The sequence below is a fragment of the Cellulosimicrobium sp. BMG9.23 genome (assembly GCF_059159985.1).
Window position 1 is genome coordinate 132,100 of the sequence record NZ_JBZGBZ010000009.1, and the last position, 18,807, is coordinate 150,906.

The 18,807-nt window shown below is 73.7% G+C and carries 14 protein-coding genes; 10 read left to right on the top strand and 4 right to left on the bottom strand.

Annotation, left to right across the window (positions count from 1 at the left end; all coding sequences use genetic code 11):
• Positions 1–84: 84 nt before the first annotated feature.
• The gene (locus AC4H2G_RS16815) at positions 85–1,572 is read right to left on the bottom strand and encodes a sensor histidine kinase (RefSeq protein WP_494367039.1); all 1,488 of its coding nucleotides are present in this window, start codon (positions 1,570–1,572) and stop codon (positions 85–87) included.
• Positions 1,573–1,659: 87 nt separating this feature from the next.
• Between AC4H2G_RS16815 and AC4H2G_RS16820 the strand changes: the two genes are divergently transcribed.
• The 7 genes from AC4H2G_RS16820 (at position 1,660) to AC4H2G_RS16850 (ending at position 9,879) form a co-directional block, all read left to right on the top strand.
• Entirely contained in the window at positions 1,660–2,169 is a 510-nt protein-coding gene (locus AC4H2G_RS16820) for a DUF2505 domain-containing protein (RefSeq protein WP_494366877.1), read from the top strand.
• A gap of 239 nt (positions 2,170–2,408) precedes the next feature.
• Positions 2,409–3,743 (top strand): ABC transporter substrate-binding protein, encoded by a 1,335-nt coding sequence (locus tag AC4H2G_RS16825; RefSeq protein ID WP_494366878.1) that lies wholly within the window; start codon positions 2,409–2,411, stop codon positions 3,741–3,743.
• 133 nt (positions 3,744–3,876) lie between these two features.
• A complete protein-coding gene (locus tag AC4H2G_RS16830; protein WP_494366879.1) occupies positions 3,877–5,004 on the top strand; it encodes a carbohydrate ABC transporter permease in 1,128 nt (375 codons plus the stop codon).
• Entirely contained in the window at positions 5,001–5,921 is a 921-nt protein-coding gene (locus AC4H2G_RS16835) for a carbohydrate ABC transporter permease (RefSeq protein WP_435736744.1), read from the top strand. The genes AC4H2G_RS16830 and AC4H2G_RS16835 overlap by 4 nt, the downstream gene beginning before the upstream one ends.
• 94 nt (positions 5,922–6,015) lie before the next feature.
• Positions 6,016–7,566 carry a glycoside hydrolase family 1 protein gene (locus AC4H2G_RS16840; protein ID WP_494366880.1) on the top strand — a complete coding sequence of 517 codons (1,551 nt, stop codon included), beginning with the start codon at positions 6,016–6,018 and terminating at the stop codon, positions 7,564–7,566.
• 68 nt (positions 7,567–7,634) lie between these two features.
• Positions 7,635–8,651: a LacI family DNA-binding transcriptional regulator gene (locus AC4H2G_RS16845; RefSeq protein WP_494366881.1), complete on the top strand. Its 1,017-nt coding sequence runs from the start codon at positions 7,635–7,637 to the stop codon at positions 8,649–8,651.
• A gap of 22 nt (positions 8,652–8,673) precedes the next feature.
• Positions 8,674–9,879 (top strand): DNA glycosylase AlkZ-like family protein, encoded by a 1,206-nt coding sequence (locus tag AC4H2G_RS16850; RefSeq protein ID WP_494366882.1) that lies wholly within the window; start codon positions 8,674–8,676, stop codon positions 9,877–9,879.
• Between the two features lie 59 nt (positions 9,880–9,938).
• Here AC4H2G_RS16850 and AC4H2G_RS16855 read toward each other — a convergent pair whose 3' ends face one another.
• A complete protein-coding gene (locus AC4H2G_RS16855; protein ID WP_494366883.1) occupies positions 9,939–13,631 on the bottom strand; it encodes a proline dehydrogenase family protein in 3,693 nt (1,230 codons plus the stop codon).
• A 52-nt stretch (positions 13,632–13,683) separates the two neighbouring features.
• Here AC4H2G_RS16855 and AC4H2G_RS16860 point away from each other — a divergent pair, with 52 nt between their 5' ends.
• The 3 genes from AC4H2G_RS16860 to AC4H2G_RS16870 all read left to right on the top strand — a co-directional run bounded on the left by AC4H2G_RS16860 (position 13,684) and on the right by AC4H2G_RS16870 (position 16,932).
• Positions 13,684–14,460 (top strand): helix-turn-helix transcriptional regulator, encoded by a 777-nt coding sequence (locus tag AC4H2G_RS16860; protein WP_494366884.1) that lies wholly within the window; start codon positions 13,684–13,686, stop codon positions 14,458–14,460.
• 211 nt (positions 14,461–14,671) lie between these two features.
• Positions 14,672–15,478: an aldo/keto reductase gene (locus AC4H2G_RS16865; protein WP_494366885.1), complete on the top strand. Its 807-nt coding sequence runs from the start codon at positions 14,672–14,674 to the stop codon at positions 15,476–15,478.
• 107 nt (positions 15,479–15,585) lie between these two features.
• Positions 15,586–16,932, top strand: coding sequence for a Glu/Leu/Phe/Val family dehydrogenase (locus AC4H2G_RS16870; protein WP_494366886.1), 1,347 nt, complete (start codon positions 15,586–15,588; stop codon positions 16,930–16,932).
• 115 nt (positions 16,933–17,047) lie between these two features.
• Here the strand turns inward: AC4H2G_RS16870 and AC4H2G_RS16875 are convergent, their stop codons facing one another.
• Together AC4H2G_RS16875 and hemQ are read right to left on the bottom strand one after the other, a co-directional pair.
• On the bottom strand, positions 17,048–17,878 hold the full coding sequence (locus tag AC4H2G_RS16875) for a TspO-related membrane protein (protein ID WP_494366887.1): 831 nt from the start codon (positions 17,876–17,878) through the stop codon (positions 17,048–17,050).
• Positions 17,879–18,028: 150 nt separating this feature from the next.
• Complete coding sequence (gene hemQ, locus AC4H2G_RS16880) at positions 18,029–18,784, bottom strand: hydrogen peroxide-dependent heme synthase (RefSeq protein WP_494366888.1); 756 nt, start codon at positions 18,782–18,784, stop codon at positions 18,029–18,031.
• Between the last annotated feature and the right edge of the window lie 23 nt (positions 18,785–18,807).

Sequence of the window (18,807 nt, forward strand, 5' to 3'; positions counted from 1 at the left end):
CCACCCCACCGGGTGGCGGCCCTTCGTGACGATCGGGCTCGCGCGAGCACCGCAGGCCCCCGACGCGAGGGCCCGAGTGCGCCCTCAGCCGTGCCGCGACCCCGCGCCGTCGCGCAGGACGAGCTGCAGGATGACCTGCGTCCCGCCGCCCGGGCGCGAGCCCCACTCGATCGACCCGCCGAGCTCGTTCGTCACGAGGGTCTGGACGATCTGCGAACCGAGGCCGCTCTTCGCCACCCTGCCCGCGTAGGCGACGCCGCCGTCCGGCATGCCCTCCCCGTCGTCGGCGACGACGATGCGCACCGCGGACCCCTCGCGCTCGACCGCCACCTCGACCGTCCCCGTCTCCCGCTTCGCCAGGCCGTGCTCCACCGCGTTGGTGACCAGCTCCGTGAGGACGAGCGCGAGCGGGGTCGCGTCCTCGGCGGGGACGAGCCCGAAGCTGCCCGTGCGCACGGTGCGCACGCTCGTGTCGGCGGACGCGACGTCGGCGGCGAGGCGCAGCGCCCGGCCGACCATGTCGTCGAACTCGACCTCCTCGTCCAGGGTCTGCGAGAGGCCCTCGTGGACCAGGGCGATCGTCGCGACACGACGCATCGCCTCCTCGAGCGCGGCGCGCGCCTCCGGCACGTCCATGCGCCGGGCCTGGAGACGCAGGAGCGCCGCGACGGTCTGGAGGTTGTTCTTCACACGGTGGTGGATCTCGCGGATCGTCGCGTCCTTCGTGATGAGCTCGCGCTCACGGCGACGCAGCTCCGACACGTCACGGCACAGGAGCACCGCGCCGATGCGCTGGCCCGACTCGGTGAGCGGGAGCGCCCGCAGCGACAGCGCGACGCGGTGCGCCTCGAGGTCGGTGCGCCACGGCGCGCGGCCCATGACGACGAGGGGCAGCGACTCGTCGACGAGCGTCTTCTGCTCGATGAGGTCCGTCGTCACCTCGACGAGCGACCGTCCGACGAGCGGACCGATGACGCCGAGGCGGTGGAAGCAGCTCAGGGCGTTGGGGCTCGCGTAGAGCACCTCACCCTCGGAGTTGAGGCGGATCAGCCCGTCGCCGACGCGCGGTGCGCCGCGTCGCGGCCCCGTGGCGGCGTTGGGGAACGGGAACTCGCCGCGCGAGATCATCGCGATGAGGTCGTCGGCCGCCTCGACGTAGTTGAGCTCGAGCCGGCTCGGGGTGCGCCCGCTGCCGAGGTTGGTCTGGCGCGCGACGACGGCGATCGCCCGGCCCTCGTGGACGACCGGGATGGCCTCCTCGCGCACGGCGTACGCCCCGAACCAGCGGGGCTCGCGCGAGCGCTGCGAGCGCGCCTCCGTGAGGGCGCGCTCGAGCTGGGGGCGCTGCCCGTCGGGGGCGAGCGAGCCGACGATGTCGTCGTAGTGGACGGTCGCACCGGTCGAGGGGCGGCACTGGGACACGGCGACGAAGTTGCCGTCCTGCGTGGGGAGCCAGAGCACCAGGTCGGCGAAGGCGAGGTCGGAGATCACCTGCCAGTCCCCCACGAGCAGATGGAGCCACTCGTTGTCACCGGCGCTGAGGTCGGCGTGGCGGGAGATGAGGTCACTCATGGCAGACACGGACCCCAGCGTAGTTGCGCGCGGCCCGTTAGAGTCCCGATGAGCGCCCGTGCCCCGGGCGCACCCCGAGGAGGTCCCGTGCACCTGAGCGTCGAGCTGCGCTATCCCGCTCCCGTCCACGTGGTCGGCGCGATGCTCGCCGACGAGCCGTTCGTCCGGTGGCGCGCCGAGCGGTCGGGCGGGCCGGGCGGGGCGGTCGAGCAGGTCGACGTCACGGGGAGCGCCGCGGCAGGGTTCACCGTCGCGGTGCGCCGCGAGCTCCCGACGGACCAGATCCCGGCGCACGTGCGCACCTTCGTCGGGGGCCGGCTGGAGATCCGTCAGGCCGAGGCGTGGGAGTCGGAGCGCGACGGCGCACGCGTCGGCACGGTGTCGCTCGAGATCACCGGTGCGCCCGTCCGGCTGACCGGTACCGTCCGGCTCACGGCGGATCCCCAGGACCCGACGTGCACCGTGCAGACGTACGCGGGGGAGATCAAGGCCTCGGTCCCGCTCTTCGGCGGTGCGATCGAGGAGGCCGCGGCGGAGGCGGTGCGCGGCGCGCTCGCCGCCGAGGAGCGTGCAGGCCGCGAGTGGCTCGCCCGATGACGGCCTGACGAGCGGTCTCGAACCGGTAACAATTTTGGCCAGATCGCCGGCCCGCGTGCCATCACCACGACGCTGGCCTGCAAGGATGCGGTGATGGGAGCGCGACCACCGCGATCCCCTCGCCGGGTGGCGCTTGACACGCCCCACCCGGTCCGAGCACCATCGACCCACGTTCATGGAAGCGCTACCACTCTGAGGTGGGAGCGCTGCCATCCCGTCCCACCGACAAGGGAGTCACCGTGCTGAGCAGCACCCGTACGACCCGCCGGTCCCGCAAGGCGATCTCCGCCGCTGCGGGCCTCGCGGCCATCACCCTCACCCTCACCGCGTGCGCGAGCGGCTCGGGTTCCGAGGACGACGAGACGACCGGATCGAGCGACGAGGAGATCACCCTCACCGTCGCGACGTTCAACGACTTCGGCTACACCGACGAGCTGCTCGCGGCGTACACGGAGGAGCACCCCAACGTCACGGTCAAGCAGACGAAGGCCGCCAAGTCGGAGGACGCGCGCACCAACCTCACGACGAAGCTCGCCGCCGGTGGCGAGGGTCTCGCCGACATCGAGGCGATCGAGGTCGACTGGCTCCCCGAGCTCATGCAGTACCCCGACCTCTTCGAGGACCTGAGCGACGACGCGCTCGAGGGCCGCTGGGTGGACTGGAAGGTCCAGCAGGCGACCACGACCGACGGCAAGCTCATCGGCTACGGCACCGACATCGGCCCGAGCGCGATCTGCTACCGCCAGGACCTCTTCGAGGCCGCCGGTCTCGAGAGCGACCCGGCCGCCGTCGCCGAGCTGCTCGGTGGCGAGGACGCGACGTGGGACGACTACTTCGCGGCCGGCGAGCAGTTCGTCGCAGCGAGCGACGCCGCCTGGTACGACTCGGCGATGTCGATCTCCCAGGGCATGGTCAACCAGATCGACAACGCCTACGAGGAGTCCGACGGCACGCCGAAGGACCTCGCGGACAACGCCGAGATCAAGGACATCTACGACATCGTCCTCGAGCAGTCCACGACGAACGGCCTGTCCGCCGGTCTCGAGCAGTGGTCCGCCGACTGGGACGCCGCGTTCCAGAACAACGGCTTCGCCACGATGATCTGCCCCGCGTGGATGACCGGCCCGGTCGAGGAGCGCTCGGGCGGCGTCACCGGCTGGAACGTCGCCGACGTCTTCCCCGGCGGCGGCCTCAACTGGGGCGGCTCGTTCCTCACGGTCCCGGCCACGGGCCCGAACGCCGAGGCGGCCAAGGAGCTCGCCGCGTGGCTGACCGACCCGGCGCAGCAGACCACGGCCTTCGAGAACGCGGGCACGTTCCCGTCGCAGGTCGAGGCGCAGGAGTCCGAGGCGGTCCAGTCCTTCACGAACGAGTTCTTCAACGCCGCTCCGGTCGGTGAGGTCTTCGTGAACCGTGCGCTCGCGATCGACGGCGCCCCGTTCAAGGGTGCGAACTACTTCGCGATCCACACGACGGTGCAGGACGGCATCAAGCGCGTCGACGTCGAGAAGACCGACGACGCCGCGTCCTCGTGGGACAAGACGCTCCAGGCCTTCCAGGACCTGGGTCTGTGATCTGACGGGGCCGGGCCGGCGCGCACGCGCCGGCCCGGTCCCCGCCGTGCGTCCTCGGGCGCACCCGCCCGCCCACCGCACCGCGTCGCTCGTCCTCCGGACCGACGACGCCACCCGCCGCACAGGAACTCACATGGCCGTCCTCACCCCCACCCAGCCCTCACCAGGGCTCCGCGGGCCGAAAGAGCGCGCACCGCGCCGCCTCGGCTTCTCCCAGCGCATGAGCCGCTGGGACGTCAAGGTGTCCCCCTACCTCTACATCTCGCCGTTCTTCGTGATCTTCGCGATCACCGGCCTGTTCCCGCTCGTCTACACGGCCGTCGTGTCGGTGTTCGAGTGGAACCTCCTGGGCGGCCAGGGCGACTTCGTCGGTCTCCAGAACTACTCCGACGTCCTCGCGCAGCCCACGTTCTGGAAGTCGCTGCGCAACACGCTGTCGATCTTCATCCTCTCGTCGGTGCCGCAGGTCATCGCCGCGATCGGGATCGCCGCGCTGCTCGACCAGAACCTGCGCACGGCGACGTTCTGGCGCATGGGCGTCCTGCTCCCCTACGTGGTCGCACCGGTCGCCGTGTCGATGATCTTCGGCCGCCTCTTCGCCGACCAGTACGGCCTCATCAACGAGATCCTCGCCGTCGTCGGCGTCGACCCGGTCCGCTGGCACGCCGACACCTTCGCGAGCCACGTCGCCATCTCCTCGATGGTCAACTTCCGCTGGACCGGCTACAACGCGCTGATCTTCCTCGCCGCGATGCAGGCCGTGCCGCGCGAGCTCTACGAGGCCGCGATCATCGACGGCGCCGGCCGCGTCCGCCAGTTCTTCTCCGTGACGGTCCCGCAGATCCGCGCGACGATCATCTTCGTGGTCATCACGTCGACCATCGGCGGTCTGCAGATCTTCGACGAGCCGCGCATGTACGACGCGCAGGGCCTCGGCGGCGCCGACCGGCAGTGGATGACCACGGTGCTCTACCTCTACGACGTCGCGTGGGGGAACCAGAAGAACTTCGGCCGCGCGGCCGCGATCGCCTGGTTGCTCTTCCTCCTCATCCTGCTCATCGGGATGGTCAACTTCCTCGTGACGCGACGGATCTCGACCTCGGGGGCGCCCACGGGCGACTCCCGCCGAGATCGCCGGCGACGCGCCGCCCGCGCACGAGCCGAGCTCGCCGCGTCGGCGCAGCCGTCCTCCCCCGCCCGTCACGTCGGACCGTCCGCAGGCGGCTCCACGCCCAGCACCACCGATCGGAGGAAGCGATGAGCTCCGTCCCCGTCGTCGCCCAGACCGCCGGGCCGGGCGCCGCACGCGCCGCCGCCCGCCGCCGTTCCGCAGGCAAGAACGTCGGCGGCACCCAGCGCCGCCCCCGCTGGGTCACCTACACGCTGCTCGGGATCGTCATCCTGATCTCGGTCTTCCCGCTGTACTTCACCCTCATCCTGGGGTCGTCGACGCCCGAGGAGATCTCCCGCAGCGGCCTGCCGCAGCTCCTGCCGGACGCGAGTCTGTTCACCCAGTTCGGCGCGGTCATCAGCTCGGACGCGATCAACTTCTGGAAGGCGGCGTGGAACTCCGTCGTCATCGCGGTGATCACGTCCCTGTCCGTCGTGCTGTTCTCGACGCTCGCCGGGTTCTCGTTCTCCAAGCTCCGGTTCAAGGGGCGCGGCCCGCTGCTGGTCTTCGTCATCGCCACGATGGCGGTCCCGACCCAGCTCGGCGTCATCCCGATGTACATCCTCATGTCGGACCTGGGGTGGATCGGCAAGCTGCAGGCGGTCATCGTCCCGGCCCTCGTCACGGCGTTCGGCGTCTTCTGGATGACCCAGTACCTCGGTGAGGCGCTGCCGTACGAGCTCATCGAGGCCGCGCGTGTCGACGGCGCGTCGATGTTCCGCACGTTCTGGTCGATCGCCCTCCCGGCGGCTCGGCCCGCCGCTGCGATGCTCGGCCTGTTCACGTTCGTGCAGCAATGGACCAACTTCTTCTGGCCGTCCATCGTGCTCAACCAGAGCAATCCGACGCTGCCCCTCGTCGTCCGGTCCCTGCAGTCGAACTTCTTCGTCGACTACTCGCTCGTCATGGCGGGCATCTTCCTCGTGACGCTGCCGCTCATCGTGATCTTCATGTTCACGGGGCGCCAGCTCGTCGCGGGCATCATGCAGGGCGCCGTCAAGGGCTGACCGCCTCGCCCGACTCCGTACCCGACCGCCGGGCGGGCTCCTGACCGGAGCCCGCCCGGAGGTCCACCCGTACCACTCGAAGGACAATCGACCCATGAGCCTCTTCGTCCCGTCCACGCCGCTCGCGCCCAACCCGGCAACGGCCACCGGCCGCGTCGAGATGCCGCACGGATTCCTCTGGGGTGCCGCGACCGCGTCGTTCCAGATCGAGGGCGCCGGGCAGACCGACGGCCGCAAGGACTCGGTGTGGGACGCCTTCGCACGCGTCCCCGGCGCCGTGGTGAACGGTGACGACGGCCTGGTCGCGTGCGACCACTACCACCGGTACCGCGAGGACGTCGCGCTGATGCGCGAGCTGAACCTCGGCGCGTACCGCTTCTCGAGCTCGTGGGCCCGCGTCCGCCCGGACGGTGGCGCGGTGAACCCCCAGGGCCTCGCGTTCTACGACCGCCTCGTCGACGAGCTCCTCGACGCCGAGATCCTCCCGTGGATCACGCTCTACCACTGGGACCTCCCGCAGGCGCTCGAGGAGAAGGGCGGGTGGACGAACCGCGACACCGCGTTCCTCTTCGCCGAGTACGCCGTGACGATGCACGAGGCGCTCGGCGACCGCGTCGGGGTGTGGACGACGCTCAACGAGCCGTGGTGCTCCGCGTTCCTCGGGTACACCGCCGGCGCGCACGCCCCGGGCCGCCGGTCGCGCCCGGACGGGCTCGCCGCCGCGCACCACCTCCTGCTGGGCCACGGCCTCGCGGTGCAGGCGCTGCGCGAGCGCGCCCCGCAGGCGAACCTGGGGATCACCCTGAACTTCACGGTCGCGGACCCCGTCGACCCCACCGACCCCGCCGACGTCGACGCCGCCCGCCGGATCGACGGCCAGTTCAACCGTGTCTTCCTCGACCCGCTGTTCCGCGGCGCCTACCCGCAGGACCTGCTCGACGACGTCGCGCCCTACGGGCTGCTCGACCACGTCCGGGACGGCGACCTCGAGATCGTCTCCACCCCGATCGACACGCTCGGCGTGAACTACTACAACGGCGGTGCGTTCTCGGCCCGCCCGCAGGAGACCGGCTCGGCGGACGGCGGCACGCGTCCCGAGGGAGTGCGCCCGGAGGACGGAGAGGCGTCGGACGGCGTCCCCGTGCGCGAGACGTCCTCGCCCTACCCCGCCGCGGACGGCGTCCACGGCCACTCGCGCGGCCTGCCCCTCACGGACATGGGCTGGGAGGTGCAGCCGGAGGGTCTGACCCGCCTGCTCACCCGTCTGCAGGAGGAGTACACCGGCCCGCTCGGCGTGAGCATGTACGTCACCGAGAACGGCGCCGCCTACCCCGACACGGTGGAGGCCGACGGCTCGGTCGACGACCAGGACCGGCTCGGCTTCCTCGACGCGCACCTGCGCGCGACGAAGGACGCGATCGACGCCGGCGCCGACGTGCGCGGCTACTTCGCGTGGTCGCTCATGGACAACTTCGAGTGGGCCCTCGGCTACACCAAGCGCTTCGGCATCGTCCGCGTCGACTACGAGACGCAGGAGCGCACGGTCAAGGCCAGCGGCCGGTGGTACGCGCGCGTCGCGCAGGCGAACGTCGTCCCCGCCCGGGACGACGCGCAGGACGACTCGCAGGGCGACTCGAGGCCCTGATGAGCGCCGTGACGCCGTCTCGTCCCGCCCCCGGGTCCGTTCGGGGCGGGACGCGGGATACTGGTCGGATGAGCACTCCGAGCATCGCCCCGACCCTGGACGAGGTGGCCCAGGCGGCAGGGGTCTCCCGGTCGACGGCGTCGCGCGCGATCAACGGTGGTCTGCGCGTCTCCCCCGAGGCGCAGGCGGCGGTCGACGCGGCCGTCGCCGAGCTCGGCTACATGCCGAACCGCGCCGCGCGGTCGCTCGTGACGCGCCGCACCGACTCGATCGCGCTCGTGGTGCCCGAGCCCGACGAGCGCATCCTCACCGACCCGTTCCTCGCCGGCACGATGCGGGGCGTGAGCGCGGCTCTCGGCGGGACGGACCTCCAGCTCGTCCTCCTGTTCGCCCGACCGGACGAGCAGCCCGGGCGGATCGTGCGCTACCTGCGCAGCGGTCACGTCGACGGCGCGATCGTGGCGTCGCACCACCGCGACGACGAGCTCGAGGAGGCGCTGCTCGCGACGCGCCTGCCCGCCGTGTTCGTCGGTCGTCCGTTCCGCCCCACGCCCGACCTCGTCTACGTGGACGTGGACAACGTCGAGGGCGGGCGGCTCGCCGCGCGGCGCCTCGTCGAGGCCGGGTGCCGCAGGATCGCCACGATCGCCGGCCCGCAGGACATGACCGCGGGCGTCGACCGGCTCACGGGGTGGCGCGAGGTGCTGCGCGACGCCGGCCTGCCCGACGACGCCGTCGAGGTGGGCGACTTCGCCGCCTCGGGCGGAGCCGCGGCGATGGAGCGGATCCTCGCCGACCACCCGGACGTCGACGGCCTCTTCGCCGCGTCGGACCTCATGGCCGAGGGCGCGATGCGCGTCCTCGCCCAGCACGGGCGCAGCGTCCCCGGCGACGTCTCCGTGGTCGGCTTCGACAACCTCGCGAACGCCGCGACGACCTCGCCGCCGCTGACGACGGTCCAGAACCCGATGGTCGAGATGGTGCGCAACGCGACGGACCTGCTGCTGGACCTCGTCGCGCACCGCTCGGACGAGGTGAGCTCGTGCGTGCTCTCGCCCGAGCTCGTGGAGCGCGACTCGGTCTGACATCCGGTCGTAGCGTGGGGTCGTGACCACGAACGACCCGGCCTCGCGCGCGGGCACGCCGCGGCGCGTCACGCGTGCCGCCGTCCTCGCCTTCCGTCGGCGCGCGCAGGAGCTGGACCGCGACGCCGGGGCAGCCCGTTCTCCGCTCGACGCGGCGGTCCTCGACCTGGGCGTCCAGGACACCGGGCCCGACGGCGCGCGCTGGGCTCTCGAGGTGCGCGGGGCTCCCCCGGCGGACCCCGGCGACCTCGCGCTCGCCTGGACGCTGCGCGGCGCGCCGCACGCGTACCGTCGCGCCGACCTCGCGTCCGTCGCCGTCGCCACGGCGCCGCTGTCGGAGGCCGACGCCGCGAAGCGCGTGTACGACGCGAGCCGGCCCCTGCGCGCGGCCGGGATCTCGGTGCTGGACGCGCTGCGCACCGTCGCCGAGAACGAGCGCGCGATCGTGGCGGCGCCGACCGTCAAGGGCGACCTGTCCACCCGGCTCACCGAGCGGCTCGACGAGCCCTTCCTGCGCTGGTGCCGCCCGTGCGGGGCGACGCACAGCTACGAGATGACGTTCCGTCTCGCGGCCCTGCAGGCCGGGCTCGAGCTCGAGCCCGGGACCTCGCCGCCGGTCCTGCGCCGCGCGGCCGGGCTCGACGCTCCGCTCTACCGGCGGCTGGCCGACGAGGCGGACCCGCGGTTCGACGTCGTGCGCGCGTACCTGCGCCTGCTCGGCCCGGCGAGCGTGCAGGACGTCGCGGCCTTCCTCGACGCGCCCGTCCGCGACGTGCGCGCCGCGTGGCCCGAGGACGCCGTCGCCGTCGACGTGGTGGACGAGGACGCCTCCGGGGAGGGCCGGCGCGCGCAGCGGTGGGTTCTCGCCGACGACGCGGACGCGTTCGCCGGTGCGGCGGACCGGCTCTCCGACCGTGACGGCACCCCACGGGTCCGGCTCCTCGGTCCGTACGACGTCTACCTCCAGCTCCGGGACCGCCACCTGCTGGTCCCCGACGCGTCCCGAGCCAAGGACCTGTGGCGCACGCTCGGGCGTCCCGGGGCGGTGCTCGCCGGCTCCGAGGTGGTCGGGACGTGGCGGCCCCGGGCGTCGGGTCGGCGCCTCACCGTGGTCATCGACCCCTGGACGGCCTGGGACGCGCCGCTCGACGCCGCCGTCGTGGCCCAGGCCGAGCGGCTCGCCGCCTTCCGCGGGGCGTCGACGGTGGACGTCGTGCGTTCCGACTGACGCCCTCGCCGACGAGCCCGGTCCTCCGTCGCTCCGCCGGGTCGCGCCCGGGCGCGTCGTCAGCGTCGCACGTGGCCGTACCGGTGCGTCGTGCGGCTCACGGCCTGCTCGTGCAGCAGCGCGAGGAGCTCGCGCCGACCGCTCGCGACGACGGGGTGGTCGAGGACCGTCACGTCGCCGACGCGGCCCGCCGCGGCGTCGTGCAGCCCGGGCGCGGAGCCGACGACGCGGACCCGCCCGTGCACGCGGCCGTCCGCCACGCGCGCGGCGAAGTCCTCGTCGTTCACCTCCGTCGCACGTGCCGCCCCCGGTGCGCCGGGCGCGGGGACGACCACCGCGGGCACGCCCACGGTGCGCGCGGCGTGCAGCACGCGCTCGACCTCCACGGCCCGGGCGTCGGAGCCCACGCGCACGGTGAGGAGGTCGACCGGCCGGTAGCGGAACACGTTCGACTCGGCCTCCAGGTGCGAGGGGTCGTGGTCGACCGAGAACTCCCGGGCCCACCACCGCGCGTCGTCGGCCCTCGCCCACGCGAGCCACTGCTCGGGCGAGACGTCGCGCACGGGCGGCAGTCCGCCGTCGGGCACGTCCTGCGACGACGCAGGGTCGCCCGCGACCTCGTCGTCCCACCGGCCGAGCTGCGCCACGTAGTTCGGCCCGCCCGCCTTGGCGCCCGGCCCGACGGCCGACTGCTTCCAGCCGCCGAACGACTGGCGCTGCACGATCGCACCGGTGATGTGGCGGTTGACGTACGCGTTGCCCACTTCGACCGCGTCGAGCCAGCGCGCGACCTCGTCGTCGTCGAGGCTGTGGATGCCGCCGGTGAGGCCGAACGGCACGGCGTTCTGCAGCGCGACCGCCTCGTCGAGCGTCGCGGCCGTCATGAGGCCGAGGACGGGCCCGAAGTACTCGGTGAGGTGGAACGCGGACCCGGGCCGCACGCCCTCCTTGAGGCCGGGCGTCCAGAGCCTGCCCGTCCCGTCCTCGCCCGCGTCCAGGCAGCGCGGCTCGACGAGCCAGGACTCACCCTCCTCGAGAGTCGTCAGAGCCCGCAGGAGCTTGCCGGACGCCGGCTCGGTGAGCGGGCCCATGGTCGTCGACAGGTCGGTCGGCGGACCGACCGCGAGCGAGCGGACCGCGTCGACGAGCTGGCGCCGCACGCGCCGCCCCGTCTCCGTGCCCGGGTCGCCGGCCGAGCCGACGAGGATCGCGAGCGACGCCGCCGAGCACTTCTGGCCCGCGTGGCCGAACGCGGAGCGCACGACGTCCGCGACGGCGAGGTCGAGGTCCGCGGAGGGCGTGACGACGAGCGCGTTCTTGCCCGACGTCTCCGCGAGGACCGGGCGCTCCGGCTTCCACCGCGCGAAGAGCTGGGCGGTCTCGATGGAGCCGGTGAGCACGACGCGCGCCATGCCGTCGTGCGTGACGAGGTGGGTGCCACGCTCGTCGTCGGGCACGCGGACGTACTGCACGACGTCGTCGGTCGTCGGCGCGCCGGGTCCGCCGTCCGGTTCGGTGCCCGCCCGGTCGACCAGCCCGGCTGCGGCGAAGGGCGCGGGGTCGGCCGCGACGGCGTCGCGCAGGCCCGCGTGGATCGCGTCGACCGCGACCTCGAGGCAGCGCGGCGTGGGCGGTGCGGGCTTGGCGATCACCGCGGACCCGGCCGCGAGCGCCGCGAGGACGCCCCCGACGGGGATCGCGACGGGGAAGTTCCACGGCGGCGTGACGAGCGTGACGCCGTCGGGCGTGAACCGCGCCCCCGGGTAGGCACCGGACGCGGGGTCGAGCTCGGCGGCCCGGTCCGCGTAGTAGGCGGCGAAGTCGACGGCCTCGCTCACCTCGGGGTCCGCCTCGGCGACGGTCTTGCCCGGCTCGTGCACCATGGCGGCGACGAGGTCGGTGCGCGCCTCCTCGAGGCGCCGCGCGACGGCGCGCAGGGCGGTCGCGCGCGCCGCCGGGGCGACCCGGGACCAGGCGGCGGTGGCGCGGCCGGCCCGGGCGACGACGTCGTCCACCTCGGCCGTCGTCGCCAGCTCCGGCGTCCGGACGGGCACGAACCCGCTGTCCGGACCCGTCACCCGCCGCGCCCACGCGCGGTGCTCGGCGACGGCAGGATCGGTGTCAGGTGCGTTGCCGAACCCCGGGTTGTCGCCCGATCCGACCTCCGATGGCCGCGCAAACCGGGGTTCGGCAGCCGCGGGGTGCCCGACGGCGGACGGCGCCTCCGCGCGCGAGCGGCGGCGCGGCGTCACGTCGGCCTCGGTGTGGTGCACCCCGTGGCGCACCGACGCGCGGAACGCGTCCTCCTGGCGGCTCATCGCGCCGCCGCTCCCGCCGCCCGGTGCGCCGTCGGCCGACGTGTCGCCGGCGAACATCGCGTGGAGGAAGTTCTGCTCGGCGGCGTTCTCCTCGAGGCGCCGCACGAGGTAGGAGATCGCGACGTCGAAGTCCTCGTCGCGCACGGCCGGGGTGTAGAGCACGACCCGTCCGCCCCTCCCGGCGTGCGGTCCGGCCTCCACGCGGTCGCGGCCGACCTCGTCGCGGACCGCGCGCGCCTCCCCCGGCGCCATGCCCTGGAGCATCTCGACGTCGAGCGCGTGGCTCACGCCGCGCGCCCGGCCGAGCAGCACGGCGAGCGCGACGTGGAACAGGTTGTGGCTCGCGACGCCGATCCGCACGGCGTCGGTGCGGGGTGCGCGCAGGGCGTGGTCGAGCAGGCGGACATAGTTGGCGTCGACGTCGGGCTTGGTCGGGTACGGAGCGAGGGCCCATCCGTGGAGCTCGGCCTCGACGTGCTCCATCGCGAGGTTCGCGCCCTTGACGAGCCGCACCTTGACCGGGGCCCCGCCCGCGGCGACGCGCTCGGCCGCGAACGCAGTGAGCCCGTCGAGGGCGTCGAGCGCGTCGGGCAGGTAGGCCTGCAGGACGATCCCGGCCTCGAGGTCGCGGAACTCCGCCCGGCCGAGGACCGCCTGGAAGACCTCGGTCGTCAGCGCGAGGTCGCGGTACTCCTCCATGTCGAGGTTGAGGAAGACGCCGTGGTCGCGCGCCGCGCGGTACAGCGGCAGCAGGCGCTCGACGACGCGGTCGCGGGACCCCTCGAGGTCCCACGTGACGAGCTGCGACGCGACCGACGACACCTTGACCGACACGTAGTCCACGTCGGGCCGCTCGACGAGCGCGATCGTGCGCTCCAGACGTGCGCGCGCCTCGTCCTCGCCCAGCACCGCCTCGCCCAGGAGGTTGACGTTGAGCGCGTAGCCCTCGGCCCGCGTCCGGGCGAGGTGCGCGCCGAGGCCCTTCCCGGCGTCGGCCACGAGGTGTCCGACGAGCTGGCGCAGGCGGAACCGCGCGGCCGGCACCACGACCGAAGGCAGCACGGGCGCGACCCCCGCCCCGACCTGCAGGAGCGTGCGGTCGACCGGGCCGAGGAACGAGCCCGCGCTGCCCACGAGCTCGCCGAGCCGGGCGAGCGCACGGGCGGCGACGCGCGCGTCGTGGGGGCGCGCGACGTCGTCGACGAACCGGACGGCGAGCTCGAGCCCGGCGGGGTCCGAGACGAGCGCGCCCAGACGCTCGGCCGTGCGTCGCTCGCGGGACTGCGCCCGCGCGTCGCCCGGGCTCTCGCTCGCGGCGAGCCAGCGGCGGGCCAGCGCGACGGCGTCGTCGACGAGGTCCTCGGGCGAGGTGATGGTCGTGTCGGCAGCGGCTCCGGGGGTGGGGAGAGGCCGCGTCGTGGCGTCGTCGCTCATCCCTCCAGCGTGCCTCGCCGCGCGCGACCTGTCTTGTACGATCCGGGACGACATGGCACCCCACTCTGACAACGCCGACCCGCTCCGGCCCTCCGCCGGCACGGCGACCGCGGACGCGCTCCTCGCGGCGCTCAGCCCGGCGATGGTCGCGCTCATGGACGAGCTGCCCGACACCATGTTCTGCGCGAAGGACGTCACCGGGCGCTACGTCGCGGTCAACCCCGTGTTCGTCGCGCGCACGACCGAGCGCTCGCGCCGCGCCGTCGTCGGTCGACGGGCCGGAGACCTGTTCGTGCCGCAGCTCGCGGAGCGCTACGAGGAGCAGGACGCCGAGGTGCTGCGGACCGGCCGCCCGCTCCGCGGTGAGCTCGAGCGCATCCGGCGCCTCGGCGGGACGTCCGGATGGTTCCTCACCGCGAAGCTGCCCGTGCACGACGGCGCGGGCCGGCTCGTCGGGCTCGTGTCCGTCTCGCACGACCTCCGGGCCGGTGCGGCCGACGACGAGACGATGGCCTCGCTGTCCGCGCTCGTGGCGGCGGTCGAGGCGGACCTCGGCGCGCGCTGGACGACGGCGCGGCTCGCCGACGCCGCGGGGTGCACCCCTGCGACGCTCGAGCGGCGGGTGCGGCGCGTCTACGGCGTGACCCCGCGTCAGCTCGTGCTGCGGACGCGCGTCGACCGGGCGACCCGGCTCCTCGCCGCGCGCGAGGGCACGATCGCGGAGGTCGCGGCGGCGTCGGGTTTCTACGACCAGCCGTCGTTCACGCGCACGTTCGCACGCCTCACCGGCGAGACCCCCGCGCAGCACCGCCGCCGCACCGCGCGCTGAGCCGCCGTCTCCGGCCACCGCCAGCCGCCGAACCCCGGTTTATCGGGCTCATGAGGCCGTCAGCGACGCACAACCCGGGGTTCGGCGGGCGACGGTGACCCGACAGGCGGGGCGCGGCACGCGTCAGCGACGCACAACCCGGGGTTCGGCAGCCGAGACGCGACCAACCCCGGGTGGCGAGAGTCGGCGTCGGGCACGAAGACTGGTGCCCATGACGACAGGACCCGACACCTCACGACCCGACACATCCGGCATCCCCACCGCGGCGCTCCCCGGCGGGGACATCCCGCTCCTCGGCCTCGGCACGTGGCAGTCCGAGGGCGACGACGCCTACCGCTCCGTGCGGCACGCGCTCTACGTGGGCTACCGGCACGTGGACACCGCGACCGGCTACGGCAACGAGTCGCAGGTCGGTCGTGCGCTCGCGGAGTCGACCGTGGACCGCGCCGACGTGTTCGTCACGACGAAGCTCCCGCCGGACGCCGCCGGGAAGGAGCGCGAGACGCTCGAGGCGTCGCTGCGGGACCTCGGCACCGACTACGTCGACCTGTGGCTCATCCACTGGCCGCCGTCCGGCGAGGCGTCGCCGTGGGTGTGGGAGCAGTTCGTCGAGCTGCGCAACGAGGGCAAGGTGCGCTCGATCGGGGTGAGCAACTACTCCGTCGAGCAGGTCGACATCCTCTCCGACCAGGTCGGCGAGACGCCCGCCGTCGACCAGATCCCCTGGAGCCCCGCGGACTACGACCGGAAGACGGCGGCGGAGCTCGCGACGCGCGGCGTCCTGCTCGAGGGCTACAGCCCGTTCAAGCGGACCGACCTCGACGCGCCGGTCCTCGCCGAGGTCGCGGAGGCGCACGGCGTCACGCCGACGCAGGTCGTGCTGCGCTGGCACCTCGACCACGGCTTCGTGGTCATCCCGAAGTCCGTCACGCCGGAGCGCATCGAGGCGAACTTCCAGGTCACGGGGTTCTCGCTCACACCCGAGGAGCTCGCGGCGGTCGACGCCCTCGGGGGCTGAGCGGGTCCCCAACCACGACGCGCTGCGTGTCCCCCGCGTCGCGGTAGCGTGGCCCCGGGTCCGGCACACCCCCGCCGGGCCCGGGACCACCTCGAACCGGAGGACCAGTGACGACGACGTCAGCACCCCAGACGACCCTGCCCACCGAGACCGCGGCCCCTCCCGCGCCCGGCCCTCGCGAGGACGCACCGCTCGCGGGACGCGTCCCCGGCGCGGGTTCGCCCCTCGCGACCGCACACGCGCAGCTCGCCGGAGCGGTCGGCTTCCTCGGCTACGACGACGGCCTGCACCAGATGCTCGCGACACCGCGGCGCGAGGTGAACGTGGCCGTCCCCCTGCGCCGCGACGACGGCCGGACGGTCCTGTTCCACGGCTACCGCGTCCAGCACAACGTGTCGCGCGGGCCCGGCAAGGGCGGGCTGCGGTACTCCCCCGGCGTCGACCTCGACGAGGTGCGTGCGCTCGCCATGTGGATGACGTGGAAGTGCGCGCTCGTCGACCTGCCGTACGGCGGGGCGAAGGGCGGCGTGACGATCGACCCCCGCGAGCACTCCGACGCCGAGCTCGAGCGCGTCACGCGCCGCTACACGTCGGAGATCATGCCGGTGATCGGGCCGGAGCGGGACATCATGGCGCCCGACATGGGTACGAACGAGCAGACGATGGCCTGGGTCATGGACACGTACTCGGTCAACCAGGGGTACACGATCCCCGGTGTGGTCACGGGCAAACCCATCACGGTCGGCGGCTCGCTCGGGCGCACGACGGCGACCTCGGCCGGCGTCGTGCACGTCACCAGCGCCGCGCTCGCCGAGGAGGACGCCGACCTGTCGGAGGTCGGCGTCGCGATCCAGGGCTTCGGCAAGGTCGGGTCGCACGCCGCGGCGATCTTCGCGGCCCGCGGGGCACGCGTCGTCGCTGTGTCGGACCAGTACGGCGGCGTGCACGACCCGGACGGCCTCGACGTGCGCGGCCTGCTCGAGCACGTGGCCGCGACGGGCAGCGTGGTCGGCTTCGAGCGAGGAGCTCCGATCGACAACGACGCGCTCCTGGAGCTCGACGTCGACGTCCTCGTGCCGGCCGCGGTGGGTGGCGTGCTGGACGAGGACGCCGCCGGGCGCGTCCGGGCACGGTGGGTGGTCGAGGGTGCCAACGGCCCCACGACCGCCGAGGGCGACCGCGTCCTGGCGAAGAACGGCGTGACCGTGGTGCCGGACGTGCTCGCGAACGCGGGCGGCGTCGTCGTCTCCTACTTCGAGTGGGTGCAGGCCAACCAGGCGTACTGGTGGACCGCGCAGGAGATCGGCGAGAAGCTCGAGCACCGCATGCAGCACGCGTACGACGAGGTGTCGTCGTTCGCGCGGCGCGAGGAGCTGAGCCTGCGCGACGCCGCGCTCGTCATCGGCGTGCAGCGCGTCGCGGAGGCGCACCAGATCCGCGGTCTGTACCCGTAGCTCTCGAGCACGGGGTTCTCCACCGCCGAGCACGGAGTTCTCCACCGGAAATCGGCCGATCCGGTGGCCGACCCCGTGGTCGGCGAACGGTCCTGTCGACGTGGCCGGTCTCGGCTCAACCGCGGCGGCGAACCAGAACCGCCACGAGCGCCGCGCCGAGCGCGACCACCGACGCGACGACGGCGGCCCACGCCACGGTCGTGTCCTCGAGCGGACCCGTGAACCGCCCGACGGCGACCCACGCGAGCCCCCACGACATGGCGAGGCCGATGCCGAGGGCGAGCGCGCGGCGTCGGGCGGTGTACGCCGCCCACGCCACGGACAGAGCGGCCGCCAGTGCGACGACGACCACGGACCAGCCCGTCGCGCCGAGGCCGAGCTCGCCCACCCCGGCGTCCGAGAGCGCGGCGCACACGTTCGCGAGCGTCGCGACGCTCACCCAACCGGTGTACAGGCCGATCGTGCCGTCCAGCACGACAGCCTGGCCCGTGCTGTCCGGTGCGGTCCGCACGAGCCGGACGACGAGCACGCTCAGCACCGCGAGCAGAGCCGCGATGACGACGACGCTGCCTGCGAGCGACCCTGCCTGGACCACACCGATCCACGCCGCGTTGAGCACCATGGACGCGAGGACCCACCAGGCCGTCGCGCGCAGGCGCGCGTTCGTCGCGCGGCGCGGCAGGACCTGGTAGACCGCGAAGACGAAGAGCCCGAGGTAGATCACCGACCAGATGCGGAACGCGGGGTTGTCGGGCGCGACGGGCGTGGCGGTGGCCGAGAGCGCTCCCCCGGCGGCGTCCTGGATCGCCTGCCCGCCGAACGCGCCGGAGCCGTAGGCCGCGGCACCCGCGGCGACGAGCGAGCCGACGAGCACCACCACCTGGCGGACGCGGTCGGAGGGAGCGGGCGAGGTGGCGGCGGACGGGTGGGCGGCTGCGGTCGTCATGACTCCAGCCTGGCATCACTCAGCATGCTGAGCATCTCGGGAACCGCTCACGTCACGAGCACACCACCACCCGCTGCCGAGAACGACATGGCGGTCGCCATCCCCGTGGATGACGGCCACCATGTCGTGGTCGGCGGGAACCGGCCCGGCTCAGGCCAGCGGCTGGCGGTCCGCCCACGCGGTGAGCGCGGTGCGGGGTCCGGTGAAGAACGGGACCTCCTCGCGCACGTGGCGGCGCGCCTCGGTCGCGCGGAGCTCGCGCATGAGGTCGACGATGCGGTGCAGCTCGTCGGCCTCGAACGCGAGGATCCACTCGTAGTCGCCGAGCGCGAACGACGCGACCGTGTTGGCGCGCACGTCCGGGTAGTCCTTCGCGGCGAGGCCGTGGTCGCGCAGCATGGTGCGGCGCTCGGCGTCGGGCAGCAGGTACCAGTCGTAGGAGCGCACGAACGGGTAGACGCTCAGGTAGTCGCGCGGGGCCTCACCCGCGAGGAACGCGGGGACGTGCCCGCGGTTGAACTCGGCCGGGCGGTGCAGCGCCACGTTCGACCACACCGGCTCGAGGTGGGCGCCGAGCCCGCTCTGGCGCAGGCGCTGGTAGGCGCCCTGCACGGACTCGACGGTCGGACCGTGCCACCAGACCATGAGGTCCGCGTCCGAGCGCAGGCCCGCGACGTCGTACCAGCCGCGCACCACGAGGTCGCCGTCCGTCGCGGCCGGGTCGTCGCCGCCGCCGACTGCGTCCAGCGCCTGGGTCACGAGCCCCGCCCGCTCCTCGGGGTGCGACGGCAGCGGTGCGGCCGTGGCGAAGACCGACCACATCGCGTAGCGGATCGTCGCGTTGATCTCGTCGTGGTCGGCGGGGACGCGGGCGGCGGGCTCGCCGCCGGCGGGAACGGTGCTCATGGGATGCCAGGCTCCTCGTCTGG